General features: G+C 27.2%; 10 protein-coding genes and 1 rRNA gene. 6 read left to right on the top strand and 5 right to left on the bottom strand.

What is annotated here, in order from left to right; all coding sequences use genetic code 4:
* Window positions 1-298 precede the first annotated feature (298 nt).
* Both ACPYPZ_RS00730 and ACPYPZ_RS00725 read right to left on the bottom strand, forming a co-directional pair.
* Window positions 299-1,306: a hypothetical protein gene (locus ACPYPZ_RS00730; protein WP_426461422.1), complete on the bottom strand. Its 1,008-nt coding sequence runs from the start codon at window positions 1,304-1,306 to the stop codon at window positions 299-301.
* A gap of 236 nt (window positions 1,307-1,542) precedes the next feature.
* On the bottom strand, window positions 1,543-6,939 hold the full coding sequence (locus tag ACPYPZ_RS00725) for a hypothetical protein (protein ID WP_426461421.1): 5,397 nt from the start codon (window positions 6,937-6,939) through the stop codon (window positions 1,543-1,545).
* A gap of 353 nt (window positions 6,940-7,292) precedes the next feature.
* On the opposite strand from ACPYPZ_RS00725, the gene ACPYPZ_RS00720 reads away from it, so the two are divergent.
* On the top strand, window positions 7,293-8,321 hold the full coding sequence (locus ACPYPZ_RS00720; protein ID WP_426461420.1) for an IS30 family transposase: 1,029 nt from the start codon (window positions 7,293-7,295) through the stop codon (window positions 8,319-8,321).
* Between the two features lie 94 nt (window positions 8,322-8,415).
* Here ACPYPZ_RS00720 and ACPYPZ_RS00715 read toward each other — a convergent pair whose 3' ends face one another.
* From ACPYPZ_RS00715 to ACPYPZ_RS00705, 3 genes are all read right to left on the bottom strand, one after another.
* Entirely contained in the window at window positions 8,416-9,141 is a 726-nt protein-coding gene (locus tag ACPYPZ_RS00715) for a class I SAM-dependent methyltransferase (RefSeq protein ID WP_426461419.1), read from the bottom strand.
* A 1-nt stretch (window position 9,142) separates the two neighbouring features.
* Complete coding sequence (gene lepA / locus ACPYPZ_RS00710; RefSeq protein ID WP_426461418.1) at window positions 9,143-10,948, bottom strand: translation elongation factor 4; 1,806 nt, start codon at window positions 10,946-10,948, stop codon at window positions 9,143-9,145.
* A gap of 334 nt (window positions 10,949-11,282) precedes the next feature.
* Window positions 11,283-12,428, bottom strand: coding sequence for a YitT family protein (locus ACPYPZ_RS00705; protein ID WP_426461417.1), 1,146 nt, complete (start codon window positions 12,426-12,428; stop codon window positions 11,283-11,285).
* 81 nt (window positions 12,429-12,509) lie between these two features.
* On the opposite strand from ACPYPZ_RS00705, the gene asnA reads away from it, so the two are divergent.
* From asnA to ACPYPZ_RS00680, 5 genes are all read left to right on the top strand, one after another.
* The gene (asnA, locus tag ACPYPZ_RS00700; protein ID WP_426461416.1) at window positions 12,510-13,490 is read left to right on the top strand and encodes an aspartate--ammonia ligase; all 981 of its coding nucleotides are present in this window, start codon (window positions 12,510-12,512) and stop codon (window positions 13,488-13,490) included.
* Window positions 13,491-13,643: 153 nt separating this feature from the next.
* On the top strand, window positions 13,644-15,188 hold the full coding sequence (locus tag ACPYPZ_RS00695) for a hypothetical protein (RefSeq protein ID WP_426461415.1): 1,545 nt from the start codon (window positions 13,644-13,646) through the stop codon (window positions 15,186-15,188).
* 127 nt (window positions 15,189-15,315) lie between these two features.
* Window positions 15,316-15,421 (top strand): 5S ribosomal RNA (rrf, locus tag ACPYPZ_RS00690).
* A gap of 128 nt (window positions 15,422-15,549) precedes the next feature.
* Window positions 15,550-17,700: a HinT-interacting membrane complex protein P80 gene (locus ACPYPZ_RS00685; RefSeq protein ID WP_426461414.1), complete on the top strand. Its 2,151-nt coding sequence runs from the start codon at window positions 15,550-15,552 to the stop codon at window positions 17,698-17,700.
* Window positions 17,700-18,995, top strand: coding sequence for a HinT-interacting membrane complex lipoprotein P60 (locus ACPYPZ_RS00680; protein WP_426461413.1), 1,296 nt, complete (start codon window positions 17,700-17,702; stop codon window positions 18,993-18,995). Before ACPYPZ_RS00685 ends, ACPYPZ_RS00680 begins: the two co-directional genes overlap by 1 nt.

Raw genomic sequence — 18,995 nt, 5'->3', positions numbered from 1 at the left:
CAAAAATTTTAATTTGCGAACTTAAAAATTGTAAATCATTGATTTCTTGTTCAATTCTTTGAATACCATCTAATGCCTTAAGTTGTGCAGTTAATGCATTATCAGCCGCAGCTAAAAGGTCGGCTGATGTATCGGCAGCATTAATGCATTCTTTAAGATTTGTAAGTGCTTCATCTAGCTCTTTTTTATTAGTTGTTTCAGTGTAATTGATATTGTCTTTTAAAGATGTTTCAACGTTTTTAACTACTGTTTTTTGTTCTGGTATTGTATATGATGATAATTGTGATGATGTTTGATATTAGCTTTCTCATTCTGGTTCAGTAGCAAAGCTTTTTAAAAGATTAATTTGATATTCTTTTTGTCCTTGATTAAGGTTGCTTAAATTGTTAATTTTAGATACGTAATTATTAAATACATTTACTTTACTTATTACTGATGATAATTCATTTGCTAAATTAGAATCTAAATAGTTGCTAGCAAGTTGATATTGTGCACTATTAATTTGATTTGTAAAATAAGCTTTAGCTTTATCACCTAAGTTATTTAATATCTTTTGATTATTAAAAGTAAATTCTTGATTATTATTTAAATTACTTATAAAATCATCTTTTGCACTATTTAAAGCATTTTGTAAAATAGCAGAAACCTGTTCGTTTGTTGCATTATCAGGTAATTGTTCAAGTTGATTAATATAACTAGATTTTTCAGCATTATTTAATACTTTCCATTTTTGTAATGCTTCAATTCCCTCATCTTTATATACTCTCGGCAATGCATTAACTGCAGCTTGATACTGATTAATAACTGGTAATAATTCTCCAATTTGTGCATCTACATACTCTTTAAATGAAATATTAAATAAGGTTACTGGAAAATAAGCTGTTTCACCTGCATATCCTTCTATAATTTCATTAATTTTTTTAATTGCATCTTTAACATTATTTTGTTGTGCGATAGTAGCTTTTTGATAACGTACCGAGCTAATTAATGTGTTTACATTATTTGAGTATGTATTTAACTCTACTAGATAATTTGCTCATTGTTGTAAAATTGGTCAATCTCTTTTAATTGCATCTAGGTCGTCTAAAGAACCAAAGTAGTTACTTAAGTTATTTGTTGTGACAAAATTAAAAATATTTGTTTCGTAATATGCTTGCAATAAACGTTGGATATCATTGAGAGCTTGTTTTACACTTGGCGGATTAAATTCATCAGAACTAGTATTTTCTGCTGAAACAAGAGCGACAGCTGGCATAATCCCAACTGTTAATGTACTTGTTAATAAGAATTTATATTTTCGTTTCATAACTTCCCCTTATCACTATATGTTATATTTAATATTATATATTTTTATTAGTGTGTAAATTAAGCAAGCTGATTAGTGTTTAAATATTAGCTTAAAAATAGTGCAAAAATAATGTTTTTGAATTTTGTAAATTTTATTTTGTATTTTAGTGTGCAAAAAACTATATTTTTTATTCACATTTTCATAAAAAAATAGTTACAAATAGACATCTAATATCTATTTGCAACCATTAATGATTATTTATCTTTTTCTTTATCTTTTTTACGTTTTGCAGCGATGAAACCTCAAATAATTCCAGCTGTACCTAGAGTTGCTAGTACAATTACAATTCATCATCATACATTAAGTTTGTCATGAGTTAGTTCACAATTGTATAATAATGCAGTTTTTACAACTTCAGGTAAATCTGACATTTGATTAATTTGTTCTTTTAATTGTGCAAAATCACTAGAAGTTGTACTTGAACTTGAAACTTTATTAAAGTAATCACTTCTATATAGAAATTCTTCTAATATTGGAGCTCACTGGTTGATATCATCAATAAATTTAATTTGTTTTAAGGTTAATTGTGTTTCTAATGATTTTTTGTTTTTAATTGCATCAATTAATTTTGGAAACTCTTGGTGAAGATTAATAGTTGTTTGTAATTCAGAACTTAATTTATCATATAAATCACTTAATTTAGGTGTTAATTTTGGTGATTTTGGAGTAGCTAATAAATTGGTTCCTTTACTTAGTGAATTATTTAAATTATTAAGTTTAGTTTCAAAATCATCATTATTTACATTTGAACCTAAATAATATTTACCACTATGTCTAATAGCTCAAATTACATCAGCAAAATCAACAAGATTGTCGACTTCTGGAACTGGTGTAATGATTTCATTGTCTTTTGATTTAATTGCTAATTGAGTTAATTCAGCCACATCTTTTTCAACTTGTACTCTATTTTCTGTTGCGAGATAGTTTTGAATGTCTTTAATTAACTTATCAATTAATTCATTTAGCTTTTGAGCATTATTAAAGCTATTTACTGCTTCATCTTTGGTTTCCGATTCTTTAATATCATCTTTAACTTGGTCTTTTTCTGGGTTAGTTAAATTACCAAGATTATCCACACCATTTACTAATTCATCAGATGATTTATTTTGTGCGATTGCTTTATCTAAAATTTCTGATATTTTTTTATCAAAAGCCGATCCGTGTTCTAAAGTTAATAGAGCAGATTTAATTTGTTGTAAGAATTTATCTTTTTGTTCTTTTGTTAAGTTTTGTAATTTATTAAGTTTTTCTGTAGCGATTGTTCTAGAAGTTTCTAAATCATTATTTAAAAGCTCTATAGCAGCTTCTAATGTAAATGGTTTTAATGCATCAATATCAGCTTTTGCTGCTTCTTTTTGAGCATCTGATAATAATTTTGAAGCATCAATTGCATCTTTAATTAGTTTTAAATCACCATTAAGTGCTGCGAGTTTTTCTGTAGTGTCATCAATCTTATCTGTTAAATCTTTAATGATACCAACAACTTGTTTTGAAGTAACATTTTTGTTTTGTAAATCATTTAATGCATTTTGTAATTGAGCAACAGATTGATCTAAAGCATCTTTTTTATCTGAATCAGCATTAATGTAATTATTTTCTTGTTTTGCTTTATTAACTTCAGCTAATTTGTCTTTAGCTTTTTTAATAATTTCATCAAGTGATTTAGCTGAATCAACAATACTACTAATTTCGCCTTTTGACTTAACTTTGTCTAATTCACCTTTAAATGCATCTTTTTGTGAATTTGAAATATTAGTTAATTTATCAATTTCAGCTTTTGCTGCTTCAATTAATCCATTACCATTTAAAGCCTTTTTAGCATTAATAATTTCTTCAAGTAAAGTTTGAGCTGTACCTGTTTCTAATAATACCTTTTGTGTATCATCAATTTTTGCTTGTGCGGCTGTAACTGAATCAGTATATGCTGTTTGTTTATCCGTATCACTTAGTTTATAGTCACTTGTAGTAATAACGTTATCTTTATCTTTTATTTCTGTATTTAATTTTTGCATTATTGAATCAAGTGTGTTAGCTTGTTCGATAATTGCATCTTGTTTTGCTGGGTTTGTTTCAGCTTGAATTTGTTTCTTAAATTCTATTTTTTGAGCATTAGTAAGGTTTTTTAAGTTACTAATTGCTTCTAACTTGCTTAAAATACTTAAAATATTATCAAATCCCGAGTCAATTGCTTTACCTTCTTCATTTACAACCACAACTTTTTGTGCGTCTTTAATTAAATCAGCTTTAATTTCATCTGTTAATTTAGCTTCATTAATTTTTGATTCTACAGTTTTGTATGATTCTCTTAGAATTTTATTTTGTCAATTTTTTAATCAGTTAGGTTTTTTAAAATCAATTGTTTTAATTTGTGACTTAAGATTTTCTTTTTGTTCATTTGTAAGATATTTTGTGTTATCTATTTGATTTAAAGCTTGTGTAATATTTTTAATTGTTTGATCAAGTTCATTTAATTTAGTTTCTAAAGTAGTGTTATTATCACTTAAAGGTGTATTAGCTTTTTCTAATTCTGCACTTTCTTTAAATGAATCGCTTTTTAAACTAGTTATAGCTGTATTATCATCATTGATTGCATCAGCTAATGCTTGCTTATCAGCATCTGGTAAATATTTAGTATATTCATCTTTAGCTTGCAGTTTTTCTGCACGTGCTTGTAATTGTTTTGATGTACTAAGAGTATCTACTATTTTTGGAATGATATCGTTAATTTTTTGTACATCTGTAACAGTATCATCATTCATTGCAGTCTTAAAGATATTATCTTTAATTTCAGTAGGCATCTCAACTGGTGTTAATGCTGTTTTAATAGTTTTTCTTGCTTGTTCAAGCGGTTGATATTGATTAAGAATTGTTTGTAAAGCTTGATCGATAGGATTAGTTTGGTTTGCTTGTGCAGTTTTAACTGAATTTAAAATGTCTATTTTATTTTGATTGTTTAAATACTCTCTTTTATCTAAAGCAACTTCAAAATCACTTTTTGCTGTGTTAAAAATTTCTTCGAATAAACTTTGATATTTAGTTTGATTAAGCGCTTTTTCTTTTAAAACCTTGTTTAGAAGTTTTAGCTTACTTGTATCTGATAAATAAAGAGTATTCTTAATGAAATCATTTAATGCATTCTTAAATCCATCAAGATTTTTAATTGCATTTTCTGTGTTTTCTAATATTTGAGCAGCATCTTTTTGCGCAAATGTTTCACCATCTTTTATTTCATTAATAAAGTTGGTTTGATTATCTAGCGCAGTATCTAATGCTGTTTTATTTTCTGGTGTTGCTTTTTGATAGTTAATGCTGTTTTTATTAGCATTTGCTGTGTCTAATTTTTGTTGTGCAGTTGGAATTCATTTATTTATTTGTTGTGCTTCTGCAACAACTTGATCTAATTCTGCCTTAGAATTTTTATTTTGAAGTTTCTTAAGATAAGCATCTTTACCTTTTTGAGTTAAATTACTTTGTTTATTAATTTCATCTTGAGCATTTTTTAAATTAGTAAGCCCATCTAAATTAGTATTAGCTGTATCTAAATCTTGAATTAATTGGTTAATAATAGTGACTGATACTAACTCACTTGGACTTTTATCTAATTTTGCTTGTGCATCAGTTAAGGCTTGATCATATTCTTTTTGTTTTTCTGTATTTGCAAGTTTATAATTAGGTGTGCTTTTAGCATCCTCTAATGTTTTTAGTTTTGATTTTAATTGTTTTGTTGGTTCAACTAAAGTTTTAGCATTATTTAAAACTCCCTCAGCTGCAGTTAAATCAGCTGCATTATTAAGTTCGGTTTTAAAATATTCTTTTTGTCCATTAGTTAAATCTAATTTTTCAATTGAAGACTGAATTTTTTGTTTTTGAGCAATTCCATCTAAAACTTTTAAATCACTAACAATTTTCTTAACTTTTTCGGTTGTACCTGTTATATTATCATCTTCAAGATTTAATAACTGGTTTTTTTCAGGAGCTAAAATACCATTTGCACTAATCAGAGCATTATTAAATGTTCTTTTATTTTCAGTTGTAGCAAATTTGTAATCATCAGTATTTTTTACATTATTTGCAATAGGTAATTGTGCTACTAATTCACCAACAGCATAGTTTAAATTAGTAGCTTGTGATTCAATCCGTGTCACAGTGTTTATATCTGTTGCTGAATTAATTTGATTCTTAATATCACTCTTAACTGTAAGGCTTAAATATTCTAAATTATCAATTTTTGAATTAGAACTATCTTTTTGATATTCTAATTTGCTTTTTCCGTTTAATTCTTGATATTGTTTATCAAATTCTTTTACTGCATCTTGAATTTCCTTCCGAGTTACACCTGGTTTGTGTATTAATTCGTTTAGCTTTTGTTCTGCTTTATCAAACTCAGCTTTATTAGTAGAATATAAGTATTTTTCAGAATCAATTAATTCTTGGGTGTACTTTTCATATGCCTTTTTAGCTTTTTTCATTTCTTTATTTACACCAAGCATATCATTTAAACTATAGTTACCAAAATTACCTACTTTTTTTATTTGATCAAGATAATATTCTCTTTGTTCTTTTGTTAAATAATTATTTAATGTATTAACTTTATTATTTATACTATCATTCATTATGACATCGATTCTAAATTGAAATGCAGAAGCATTAAGAGCGGTTTCTTCATAAATGAATTTTATATCTTTACTATCATATGCATTAAATACTTCTTTAATTGCGATATTTGCAAATTGTTTTTTTATTCATTCTATTTGAAATTCTTTTTGCGGTTCGTAAAATGGATTTTTTAGGTGCTTAGTAATATGTTCACTGCTGCCATCTTGGTTTTTATCTTTAACTTCAAATATAGTTTCAGAATTATTAACTTGCTCGATTAAGTTTTCTTCAGCAGCATTAATTGCTTGTTGAATAATATCGTCAACTTGTTCTCTTAAAGCACTTTCAGGTAATTTTTCTAAAAGAGATATAAATTTCTCTCTTTGTTCATTGGTAAGGAATTTTCATTTGGTTTTTAACGCCTCTAATGCTCAATCTCTATAAGGTCTCGGCATAGATGCACTAATTTCATTTGCCGTACCAACTGCATTTGTAATATTTTCAATCTCTTTGCTTACAAAGCTTATAAACGATTCACCTTCTAATGGATCCGGAAAACAATTGTTATCTTTTTTATAGTGAGTAATAATTTCACCCATTGTATTCAATGATGCTTCCAATTGTTTTCGTTGCTCCAGAGTAGCGTGTGCAAAACTTCAATTATTTCCTAATGTAGTTAATTCTCTATTTGCTTCTTTTAATTTTTTTAAATTATTTGCTCAATTAAGCAATTGTGGATAATCTCTTTTTATTTCATCTAAATCAGTTATTTTTTTAAAATAATTAGTTAAATTAATTATAGTACTAGAATTAAAAATCTCTTGTTCTTCGTACTCATTAAGAACTTTTTTAATATCATCTTGAGCTTCATCCATTGTTGTTGGGTTTCATTCGTTGGAATTATCACTTGAGGCTGAAACCATCACAATTGAAGGTGTTAGCACTGAAGATGTTATAGTAGTAGTTAAAAGAATGTTTCTGAATTTTTTACTCATAATTTCTCCTTTTAAGATTTTCTTTATTTTACTCTTTTATAAATCAAATATCCATATTGTTTGATAATAGAATAATAAAAAGTTTTGATTAATTAAAAAATTAAAAAATTTTCAATTTATTTCAATTAATGTGAAAAGAAATTTCAAGTTTCTATTGTAAATTTAATTATGAATTTGCTATAGAAACAAAGAAAAATTCACTATATATAGTGAATTCCTAATTGTACTTTACAGTGCAACACCCTTTTATTAGTAAAATAATATTAGGGTGTTGCTTTTATTCTGCAAAATTTGAATAAGAAAACATCCACTTCACAGCTTAAACAATAGTGGATGCTTAAATATTATAAATTATGCAACCAAAATTTAAAACTTTAAAACGTAAGGAAAGAGAAATAATTGATACTTTATACAATATCGAACATAAAAGCATTAGAAACATTGCGAAAATTTTACAACGTTCACCATCGACAATTTTTAGAGAGATTAAAAGAAATCAAATTAACGGAGAATATGAACCGCAAAAAGCTAATGTAAAAGCATATAAAAGATATTCTTGAAAAAAGTCTTTTCCGTTTACTGATCCTAAATATCAAACATTCATAAAATTGTTTAATTTACTTTATAAAAAGCAATATATGAAAATTGAACCTACTATTGAATTCATCAAACACAATTACCAAATATATCTATTCCTAGCACTAAAACTGTTTATAAATGAGTTAATGATAGACAATGAAATAAGGAAAAATTACAAAAAAATTAGACATAAATCATTAACTCCAAAAAGAAGTTATGGAATTAAAAGATTAACACGAAATAAATACGTTTTTCCTATTGGTTTACGTCCAAAACACATTGAAAGTAGAATAGAATTTGGACATTGAGAAATAGATTTAGTTATCGGTTTGAAAAGATCAAACACTGATAATATATTAACTTTCAACGAACGTAAATCAAGGTTTTTTATAGCAAAAAGAGTTCATTCTAAAAACCCTTTAGAAATCAATAAGGTTTTGAATAGAATAATTACAGATTTGTGAAATTTGCATATACCGGTTTTATCTATTACTTCTGATAACGGTTTTGAATTTAATAAACTACAATTCGTAGCTAAGAAATTTCAATTCAATATTTACAAAGCAGAACCATATTGTTCTTTTCAACGTGGTAGCAACGAAAACTCGAATGGTTTATTTCGTAGAAGGTATAGAAAAGGTACTGACTTTACTAAAGTTAGTGATAAGGCAATAGAAAAAACAGTCTGAGAAATAAACAATTTACCAAGAAAAACACTTGGATGAAAATGCTCAAATCAAGTTTTAAAAGACGAAATAGACAAATTAAATAAGGAGCTAGAAAAGTTAGCAGAACTTGAATAAGTTGTGAAAAAGCCGACAAATTAATGTCGGCTCTATTTTTAACCTAAGTGTTGCACTGTAAAGGTTAATTAAGGATTCACTATATAAAGTGAATTTATTCTAATTTACTAAATGCATAAAATATTACAGGTGTAGATAAAGTTTTAACTCATTCAAACTCACTATTTTCATCTCTTTTTCGTTCTAGAATTACTTTAAAATTAAATAATTTAGCTATTTGATAAATGTCGTTTTTAGTAAAGAAACGATTTTTAATAATTGAATGGTTTTGATTGGTTAATATTTTCTCATCACTAAAAAGCTCCAACTTATCTACTTGCTTAATTTCCTTTCAAAAATGTTCAAATTCTGGATTAGAAAACATATCATGAACAGTAAAAAGAAAAATAGAATTTCGATCCTTTAACATTCAGTGAACATTTGTAAAAATCGCTTCAAGCTCTGCTTGATAGGTATTATTTGTAATCCCATTAAAACTAAAGAAAATTAAATCATATTTACTTTTTAATGGATATTTACTTATATCAGCGACTTCAAAATGAAGGTTTTGAAACTTATTCTGAGCAACACATTGATTAATCATTGCTGGAGAAATATCAATTGCATCAATTTTAGCATTCGGTAATCATTTTGCAAGTGCAAATGATGTTCGACCAGCACCACAACCTATATCTAAAATTGTAAGATTTTGTGGTAGTTGTTGAAGCAATGATTCTAAAATGACTTTTTCTGAATTTCATAAGCCATATTTTGCATATTCAATATAATCCGCAACAACCTCTTTTGTATCATAATGACTTGAAATTAAATTTTGTTTCATATTATTTATTATCGATATTTGTTTTAAGAATTGATAAAAATGCTTCTTGTGGTACTTCAATAGTACCTAATTTTTTCATTCTTTTCTTACCTTCTTTTTGTTTCTTAAGAAGTTTTTGTCTACGTGTAACGTCTCCACCATAAAGTTTTGCAGTAACATCTTTACGGTAAGCTTTAATCGTTTCACGAGCAATAACTTTACCACCAATTGTAGCTTGGACTGGTACTTCAAAGTTTTGACGAGGAATTGCATCTTTTAATTTTTTACATAATTCTCTTGAGCTTTCATAAGCTTTATCACGGTGTGTAATCACTGAAAAGGCATCTACTTTATCACCGTTTAATAAAATATCAACTTTAACTAAATCGCTTTCGCGGTATCCAATTCATTCATATTCAAATGAAGCGTATCCTTTAGTAGTAGATTTTAAACGATCGAAGAAATCAAAAATAGTTTCAGCAAGTGGTAATTCATAAACAACTTTTGAACGTCTTTCATCAATCATTTCTAAATTTTTATAAATTCCACGTTTATTTTGACAAAGTTCCATCACATTACCAATATATTCATTTGGTATGAAAATACTTGCTTCAACATAAGGTTCTTCAATAAAATCAATAAAGGTTCGATCAGGAAGCAAGGTTGGGTTAGATATTTTTTCAGTTGTTCCATTTGTCATATGTACAAGATATTCAACTGAAGGAGCAGTCGCAATAATACCAACTTTATACTCACGATCTAAACGCTCTTGAAGAATTTCCATATGTAATAAACCTAAAAATCCAACACGGAAACCAAATCCTAAAGCTTTTGAAGTTTCTTGCTCTCAGGTAATTGATGAATCACTTAAAGAAATTTTTTCTAAACTTTCTTTAAGTAAAGAGTAATCTCTAGTGTCAATTGGATAAAAACCTGTAAAGACAACTGGTTTCATTTTTTTATAACCAGCAAGAGGTTCTTTAGTTGGGTTTTCAGCAAGAGTAATTGTATCTCCAACATGAACTTCTTTTGCATCACGAATCGCAGCAGAAACTCAACCAACTTCACCAGCTTCGAGTTGTTCTTTCTTAGTTTCATAAGGATTTCTAACCCCTAAATCAATAACGTGATAATCTTGTTCTTCAGCTTTACGAGACATAAAAATAAATCTATCACCTGGTTTTAATGTTCCTTCAACAATTCTTACCAACATAACTACACCACGGTAAGGATCGAAGTAACTGTCAAAAATTAAAGCTTTAAGTGGTTTATTATCATCTGCATCTTTCGGACTAGGTACGTATTTAACTATTGCATCAAATAGTTCATGCACTCCTTGACCTGTTTTAGCACTAACTAATACAGCATTTTCAGCGGAAATACCTATTACTTCTTCGATTTCTCTTTTTACTTCTTCAACATTTGCACTAGGAAGATCTATTTTATTAATAACAGGAATAATCTCTAAATTATTTTCGATTGCTAAGTATACATTTGCAAGTGTTTGAGCTTCTATTCCTTGTGTTGCATCAACTAATAATAAAGCACCTTCGCTGGCTGCAAGTGATCGAGAAACTTCATAAGTAAAGTCGACGTGTCCTGGTGTATCTATTAAATGAAAGACATAATCTTTATATTTTAATTGCACAGCATTTAATTTGATAGTAATTCCACGTTCTTGTTCTAAATCCATTGAATCTAAAAATTGATCTTTTAAATCACGATTAGCAACAGTACCTGTATATTCTAAAATACGGTCTGCTAAAGTACTTTTTCCATGATCAATATGGGCTATAATTGAAAAGTTTTTTATCTTATCTTTATTCATGTTTTTAATTATATTAAAAAGAATTTGATATTAAAAAAACTCCTATTTTATTTTTTAAATAGAAGCTTATTTTATATTTTTAGTTTTTATTGGCGTCTTGCTGTGGTAGCGGTTTAAAATCATCACATAACTTTTCTCTTAAAAAGTCAATATATTTGAAGTAAAAATCCATATATAAAAGACCATAAGCTGAAAAATAGTGCAAAATATATCAAAAATCTTCATCTTTTTTAGTAAATTAATATAAAAAACCTAATTAAACCTCATTAAACTAGGACAAACATAGCGAACACATTAATTGTGTCCACCATGTTTGTCCTAGTTTAGCTCAGTTCTATTCTTCAATAAACATATATCCATCACCTTTTTTAATATCAATTAAGGAAATTAAAAGATTGTTATTAATTTTCTTAGTAATATCAAATAGGTAAGCTGCATCTAAATATTGAGTGTTTGTAGTAATCATATAGAGTTCTTTTTTAGAATATCCACCAATTACTTTATGAACTGAAAAAGTAAATGGACGGTTAGATACTAAATTAATTTTATTAATTAAATCAAAAGGTTCAGAACAATAAATTTGAGTTTGAACTAATTTATATTTTGGATACAAGAAGTTAACAATAAAAGCATTTGCAAGTAACATAAATAAACCAGAAATATAATTAGGACTAAAGAACATATTTAAGCTTCAAGGTTGAGCAATTATTTTTAATTCTTGTGCAGTGCTTAAATTTTCTTGTAATGCTAGTGATGCTGGTATATATGTACCGATTAAATTTGAAAATGTTAGCGTTAATAAATTAAGAATGAAAAATACTGAGCCTATTTCTTTTAATTTAACTTTAGCAATGTACATTCCTCAAATATCGAATCCACCAGTGCTTCCTGCTAAAATAATAACTGATACCGCAGCAAGTCCTTGTAAAATACCTCAACATAATGAATATAAGAAAACAGCTAAATGCTTACTTGCATCTGATGTGTAATCTCATAGAATAATTCTTACTTCATCTTGTGAAAAGAATTTTGGAGTTTCAGATGCTAAATCACTAAATAAATAAATTTTTTCAATTCCAGGAATAAATCCAAAGCAAATCCCAAAAATTGTAAATATTAAAATATAGTAGCAAGTATACCAAGTAAATCTTTTAGATATCTTCTTGTATGATAAGACTAATAAAGGTATATTTAAAATAAAATATGTTAATCAGAATAAAATGTTAAAAACTGCATAACCAACTGTTTTATTTTTTATTAAATAATAAGCTAAATTACCAAGCCCTTGACCAACAGACTCTAGCCCTAAAGCATATAGTCCAGTATTTTGCAGTAATAAAACCCCAGCAAAAGACATAAAAATTCCAATTATAGTAATTGCTAATAATCTTTGTCAAGGTTTTTGCATGCGATATAAAAATCCGAAAATTAAAATACTACTTTTAATTCTTCTTCTCGTATAAGTTTTTTCTTGTTCCATAACATTAATAAATATATATATTTTTATGTATTTCCAAAAGAATAAATATAATTTATACATATTTTATTGAAAGGATGAAAAATGTACATACCAAAATTAAGTATTCGTCAAACACAATCAGCAATTCAAGATTTAAAGAAAATCTTCCAAGAAGAGCTTAAAAAGAACCTTAATTTAACTAGAGCAACAGCTCCTTTATTTGTTGCTCAAGAAACAGGATTAAACGATGGGCTTTCTGGAGAAGAACCAGTTTGATTCTATCCACGTAGCTCAAAAACTCGTTTAGAAGTAGTTCACTCACTTGCTAAATGAAAAAGATATGCATTACAACAATATCACTTTGCTCCATACGAAGGACTTTATACAGATATGAACGCTATTCGTCGTGAAGAAGAATTAGATGAATTACACTCATATTATGTTGACCAATGAGATTGAGAAAAAGTAATCTTAGAAAAAGATCGTAATTTAGATTTCTTAAAAGAAACAGTTAACTTAATTTATGAATCATTAAAAGAAACAAAAATTAAGTTAAGAAAACTATTTCCAACTTTAACAGATCGTCTACCAGATAGTGTTTACTTTATCTCAAGTCAAGATTTAGAAAACCTATATCCAGATTTAAGCGTTGAAGCTCGTGAAAGAGCAATCGTTAAAGAAAAAGATGCAGTATTTGTTTATAAAATTGGATATCCATTAAAATCACAAATAGTTCACTCAAAAAGAGCGTTCGACTATGATGATTGAGATTTAAATGGTGATTTACTTGTTTATTCTCCAGTAATTGATAAAGCAATCGAACTTTCATCAATGGGTATTAGAGTAAATGAAAAATCAATCGTTAAACAAAGTGGATTATCAAAAGAAGAAGTAAAAAAACTTTCACCATACCATGCAGCTGTAGTTAATAAAAAATTACCACTTACAATTGGTGGTGGTATCGGTCAATCACGTGTAAGTATGTATTTATTAGAAAAAGCACACATCGGTGAAGTGCAAGCAAGTCACTGACCTGAAAAATATCGTAAACAAGTTGCAAAAGATGGAATTGAGTTGTTATAATAATTAGTATAAAATTATTTACAATCACTCTAATAAAAAATATTCAGAAAAAAACATTTTTTTCTTGGTATTTTGTTAATTATTAATTAATTTGTCCACCTGGATAGATACTAAAACTATAATTGTATTAGTGTCTTGAAAGGTGGTTTTCTTATGAAAATAGAAACTAGAACAGCGTATGAAGTACAAAGAATGCATAAATACGAAATGATAGGTAGATACTTTGAATTATCAAATCAAAAACTTGCAACAATGCTTAATGTTTCAACTAAAACAATACAAAGAATTAAAAAGGATATTTTAATCAAGAAAGAAACTAAAGAAATCTTTTATTCTTTTGTTCACGGAAATAGATTTAAGACAAAAGAAAATTGCGGAATAACCCAAGAAATTTATAACAACGCAGTCGACAAATATAACCAAATCAAGACTGCTATTTTTCCACATCAAAATTCTACTTTTTCAGATATTACAGTAAGTGATTTCGTAGACAGATTAAATTTAAGCGAAAGACAGTTCTATTCAAAATCTCATTTTAAAAAGCTTTTACGTAAAAATGGGTTTGCTAATTCTTTTTCTCATAAGAAAACTAAAAGATATGCAAAGAAATTACTTCAAAAAAAATTAAAACAAGAAGTGTCAAAACTAACAAAAACAGAAATCAACAGATTAACCAAAATTATCGAGCACATAAATCAAACAGATGAAAAAATAGAAAAGAGACAATATTTAAATATTAAGGAAAATAGAAAATTTGGAGAATTTATTGAATTAGATGCTTGTATCGAAGTGTTTTGAAATAACGAAACTGTGTCTTTATTTCACGCAGTAGATTCTGCAACTGGTAAATTATTAGCTATTCATTGTGAAAAAACCGAAACTGCAATAGGATATCAAAGACTACTAGATAAAGTTTTTAAAAAATATGGTTTTCCACAAAATATTTCAACAGATAGAAGAAGAAATTTTTGAATCAATGGTGAAACAATGACAAATTTTGAAAAAGCTTTAAATAAAAGAGGTATTAAGTTATTAACTTGAAGCAATCCAACGTTCAAACCTAATGTTGAGCGTTCTTTTCTAACAGCACAAATGAACTATCCTTTATTTTTTTACGAAAATCAAATAAATTCTATTAAGTCATTAAATGATAATTGAGAATTTATTGTAGATTTTTACAATAATAAATTCAATAAAAACAACATATCAAAATCAAATGTTTTTGAAAAAGGAAAGTTATTTGATGATAATCCTGATTTTTTAATAGAAATTAAAAGAAAAATTACATCTGGTGTTTTTAAAATGAACGGTAATTATTACGCACCTTTTGATAAAGAAGGGAAAAGAATTTATATCAGAAGTAGTGTCGAAGCAACATTGGTTACTGATATAAATCAAAAAATTTGATTTTTAATAAAAGGTCAAAAGTTTGATGCAAGAATACCAAACGGAAAACAATTAAGTGAACAAGAATTATGATCACTAGCTAAAAATTTAGATATTAATATTCCTTTAGTTCATGTTCTTTCAAATGAAATTAAGAAAACGAGAGAGTTCCATAAATTTTTACATAAAGTTAAAGAACTGTTGCAAAAGAAAAGAGAACTCCCTGACGAAATTCTCTTTAAAATTCAAAGTGTTCTTGAAAGGTTCTCTAGTTCTCTTGATAACATAGAAAACCAAATTAAATTATGCTAGAAATATCTAGCATTAATATGATATTATTTTTTTAATAAAACAGGTGGACAAAATAAATAATAATTCATAAAATATTCAGAAAAAAACATTTTTTTCTTGGTATTTTAAAAAAATGAGTTATGATTTTATCAGTGGTTATAGCAAAGAGGTTCACCTGATACCATTCCGAACTCAGTAGTTAAGCTCTTTAGTGCCGACGATAGCCGAAAGGTGAAAATAGGGAGCCGCTGTTTTTTTATACCTTTTAAGCGAAAATATACTTATAAAAGTCTTTTTTCGTTAATTAAGGTATATTTTTTTATTTTGTTATAATTATTTAAAATAATATTTTAAATAAATCCTAATTACAGAATGGAGTTTTATGGCGAAAAACAAGAAATCATTTTTTGAGCGTCTTGCTGAAGTAAACGATCAATACGATAATAAAACTAACAAAAAAACTACTAACAAGAAAAAAAGAAATACAGTAACTATCGCTGTAGCTGCTGGATTAACTGTTGGAGTAATTACAACTATTGCTGTTCCTTTAGCACTTAACGTAGCAAAAGTAAATTACGTTCAACCAGTAGGTGATAATGAACCAGTATTTTCTTTTAACGATCCAAAAAGTGATAAACCAATTGTTGAGAACTTAGGTTCATTAATGGAAGGTATTAATTCTGCAAAAAACCAAACATCAGAAAACTTACAAAAACTTTACCGTGAAGCTGTTTTTTACTGATATAAAGAAGAACAAACAGCATCTGTTGCGTACCAATTTAGATACAACGCAACTTTAAACGAAGGTGACTCACGGGTAACAAATATTGCTCTTAGAAGTCTTGACGAAATTCGTACTCAACAAAAAAATAAAATTGCAGATCAAAAATTAAACTTACAAAAAACTTATGGTTACGATAACTGACATCAAAAATTTAATGAACTTCTTTTAAGCGATGCATACGGAAAAAGCAAAACTGAAGAAGAAGCAATTGAATTTTTAACATTTAAAGTTGTTGAGCGTGAAGCAACACGTAGATTTAGAATTAAGGTTCAATTACAAAGTGAAAACTTATTAAAAGTCGCAACAAAAGATTACAAACAAATTAACGAAGGTGGAACTGCAGTTACTGATCAAAATGGTAATGTAGCTGTATCAATCAAAAAAGGTGAAGCAATTTTCCCTTATTTTAAAGATTTAGCAACAGTTGATAATCTACAAAATTCAGATTTTAAAGGTGTATTTTATTACAAATTACCATTTAGCAATCAAATTGTAACAATCAGTACTGAATCATTCATTCCTGAACAAATGTCTTTTGTACCTTTATTTAATCAATACCTTGCTAATAATAACTTAGGAATTTCAACCGAAATTGAATTACCTGGAACTTTTAAAAATTCACTTAATCCACAATTTGAATTTTCTAAAGAAGATAAACAAAAATTAGCAAATTGATTTAAATATTCAGTAATCGAAAAAGATAAACAATATACATTTGATTCTATTTTTAACTTAGCATTCAACAAACAAAATGGTATTTTAAACCAAAATCAAGCTGATTTTCTTGCTATTAAAAACGGACTTACAATTAATCAAGCTAGATTTAATTTATTTAATGAATTTTTAGGAAACAAAGAAACAAATACAGCTGAAGTAAATTCATTTGGTGCTTTCTTTAATAAAAATATTAATTTAGGTTTAGCAAGTTTATCAAACAATCTATTTAATTTAACTCAAAACCCTAATTCATTACCAAGCGTTGATTTAGCATCAGTATTTGGAATGCCTCAAGGTTTAGCAAACACTGTAAATACAAAAGTTTCAAAACTTGCATCAGTCACCGATCCAAATGAACTTGGAAATGAAATTAATAACTTAAATGCTTTCATCGAAGAATACATCACAAATATGAGTGATATTGAATTTAATTCTTACTTACAAAGTAACTTCTACCCAGCATTTGTAATGAACTACGGACAAACAAATCAAAAAACATCATTTGCTTATAAATTATCAAATCACGATGGCTTCTTAGTATTAAAAGATAATAAATTTGTTTGAGCTAGAAGAAATTCACTTGATTCAAATACAATCTACGCTAATTTACTAGCTTTCCTTCAAACATATACTCAAGAGCAAAATAATGCAATTATTGATGCTGTAAACAAAGCACAATCAAACAATAAAATTTTAGAGGTTGCTTTAGACAATGCTAAATTCATTGAATCATTAACAAATAACAATGATTTTAAAGATGTTAATATTAATGATTTAAAAAATGCAAATATTTCAGTTGTTGCAGGAAATAAAAACGCTGAAACAATCAACTCACTTGTAGCAATTGATAAATGAGTTAAACAAGCTGTTCAGTCACAAAATTCATACAATGTTTACATTAAAAACGGAACTGTTTATTTAGCAGAATATAGTTCAAATAATCAGTTATTAGAATCAAATAATCAAGCTGTTGAAGCAATTTCAAATATTTTTAAAAACGAATTAACACACTATTCAAAAGGAGCTAAATAATGAAAAAATGATTTAAACCATTACTTTCTGTTTCATCAATAGCTCCGGTTTCTATTGCTGCTGTTTCTTGTGGTAGAACAGAAAATTCAGTTGAAAAAGTTGAACAAGATAAAGAACTTTCTAATAAAGAAGTAGTTAATGTTTTAGTTGAAAACATCTGATTAAGTAATACTTTAGCAACTTTATACAATATTACTTTTGAAAACAATCAAACATTAGCTCAAAACTATCAAAAATTAATGAGTGGTACACAATTTTCAGCAGATGCTTACACTGTATACAAAACATATGTAAGTAATAAAAACTTAACAGAACCTGGATTTTTAGCTCAAAGAATTAACAAATTACTTTCAGAAGGAAAATTAGATAGCCCTATTTTATTTGAAAGTTTCATTAATTCTCCAGTTACAGACTCATTAACATTAGAACAATTTATTGCTTTATATAATAATGAAGCATCTCAAGTTGCTAATGAAACAAACAAAATTTTATTAACCTATAAATTTTTCTTAATTAATGATGAAGCATCATTGCAAAAAATCGATGTTAATACATACAGCAAATTAAAAAACAAGTATGACTCAAAATACTACAACTTAATTTCATACACACTTAATAAGAAATTAATGCAAACTTGAGGATATTCAGCAACTGATTCAAATGCTATTTTTACTGAAATTTTTAAAACAATCGATTCAATCGACTCATACAATCAATTCATTCAAAATAAAAGTGTAGGAACAGTAAAAATCGATAAAGCTCTTTGAATTAATGAAGATGCTCCATACCAATTAAATATGGGTGGATATCTTGGATTCAATTCTGCTGCTTCAGGTATTAATTTTGCTTTTACATATGATAATTTAAGTACAATTAAAGATTATCAATCATTAGTTGGTTTCTATAACTATGCTACAAATAAAATTGTTCCTGTTGAAAAACAAAATAATAACTATGTTTTAGCAGAACCAATAAGCGTAGCGAAAAATTCTACAGCAATCGGAATTTCTTACATTAATGTATTAGCACCTATTGCTAAAGAAATTTCAACCACAACTGGTAAAAATGAAGATGGAACAGACAAAGTAGAGACAATAAATGTCTTATCATTTGATAACACACCATATGCATCAGAAAGTAAGTTATTAGAATTAACCACTTTATTATTTGCTAACGATTCAACTCTTTACCAAAATGCACAAAATGCATTTGTTAAATTAGGATACACATTAAGTTTAAAAGATGTTAAAGTTTTAAACGAAGTAATTAAAAATTTAGGATTTATTAAAAAATAA

The sequence above is a fragment of the Mycoplasma hafezii genome, assembly GCF_049942695.1.
In the GTDB taxonomy this organism is placed as follows: Bacteria; Bacillota_I; Bacilli_A; order Mycoplasmatales; family Metamycoplasmataceae; genus Mycoplasmopsis; species Mycoplasmopsis hafezii.
This window is presented reverse-complemented; position numbering and strand designations above follow the sequence as displayed.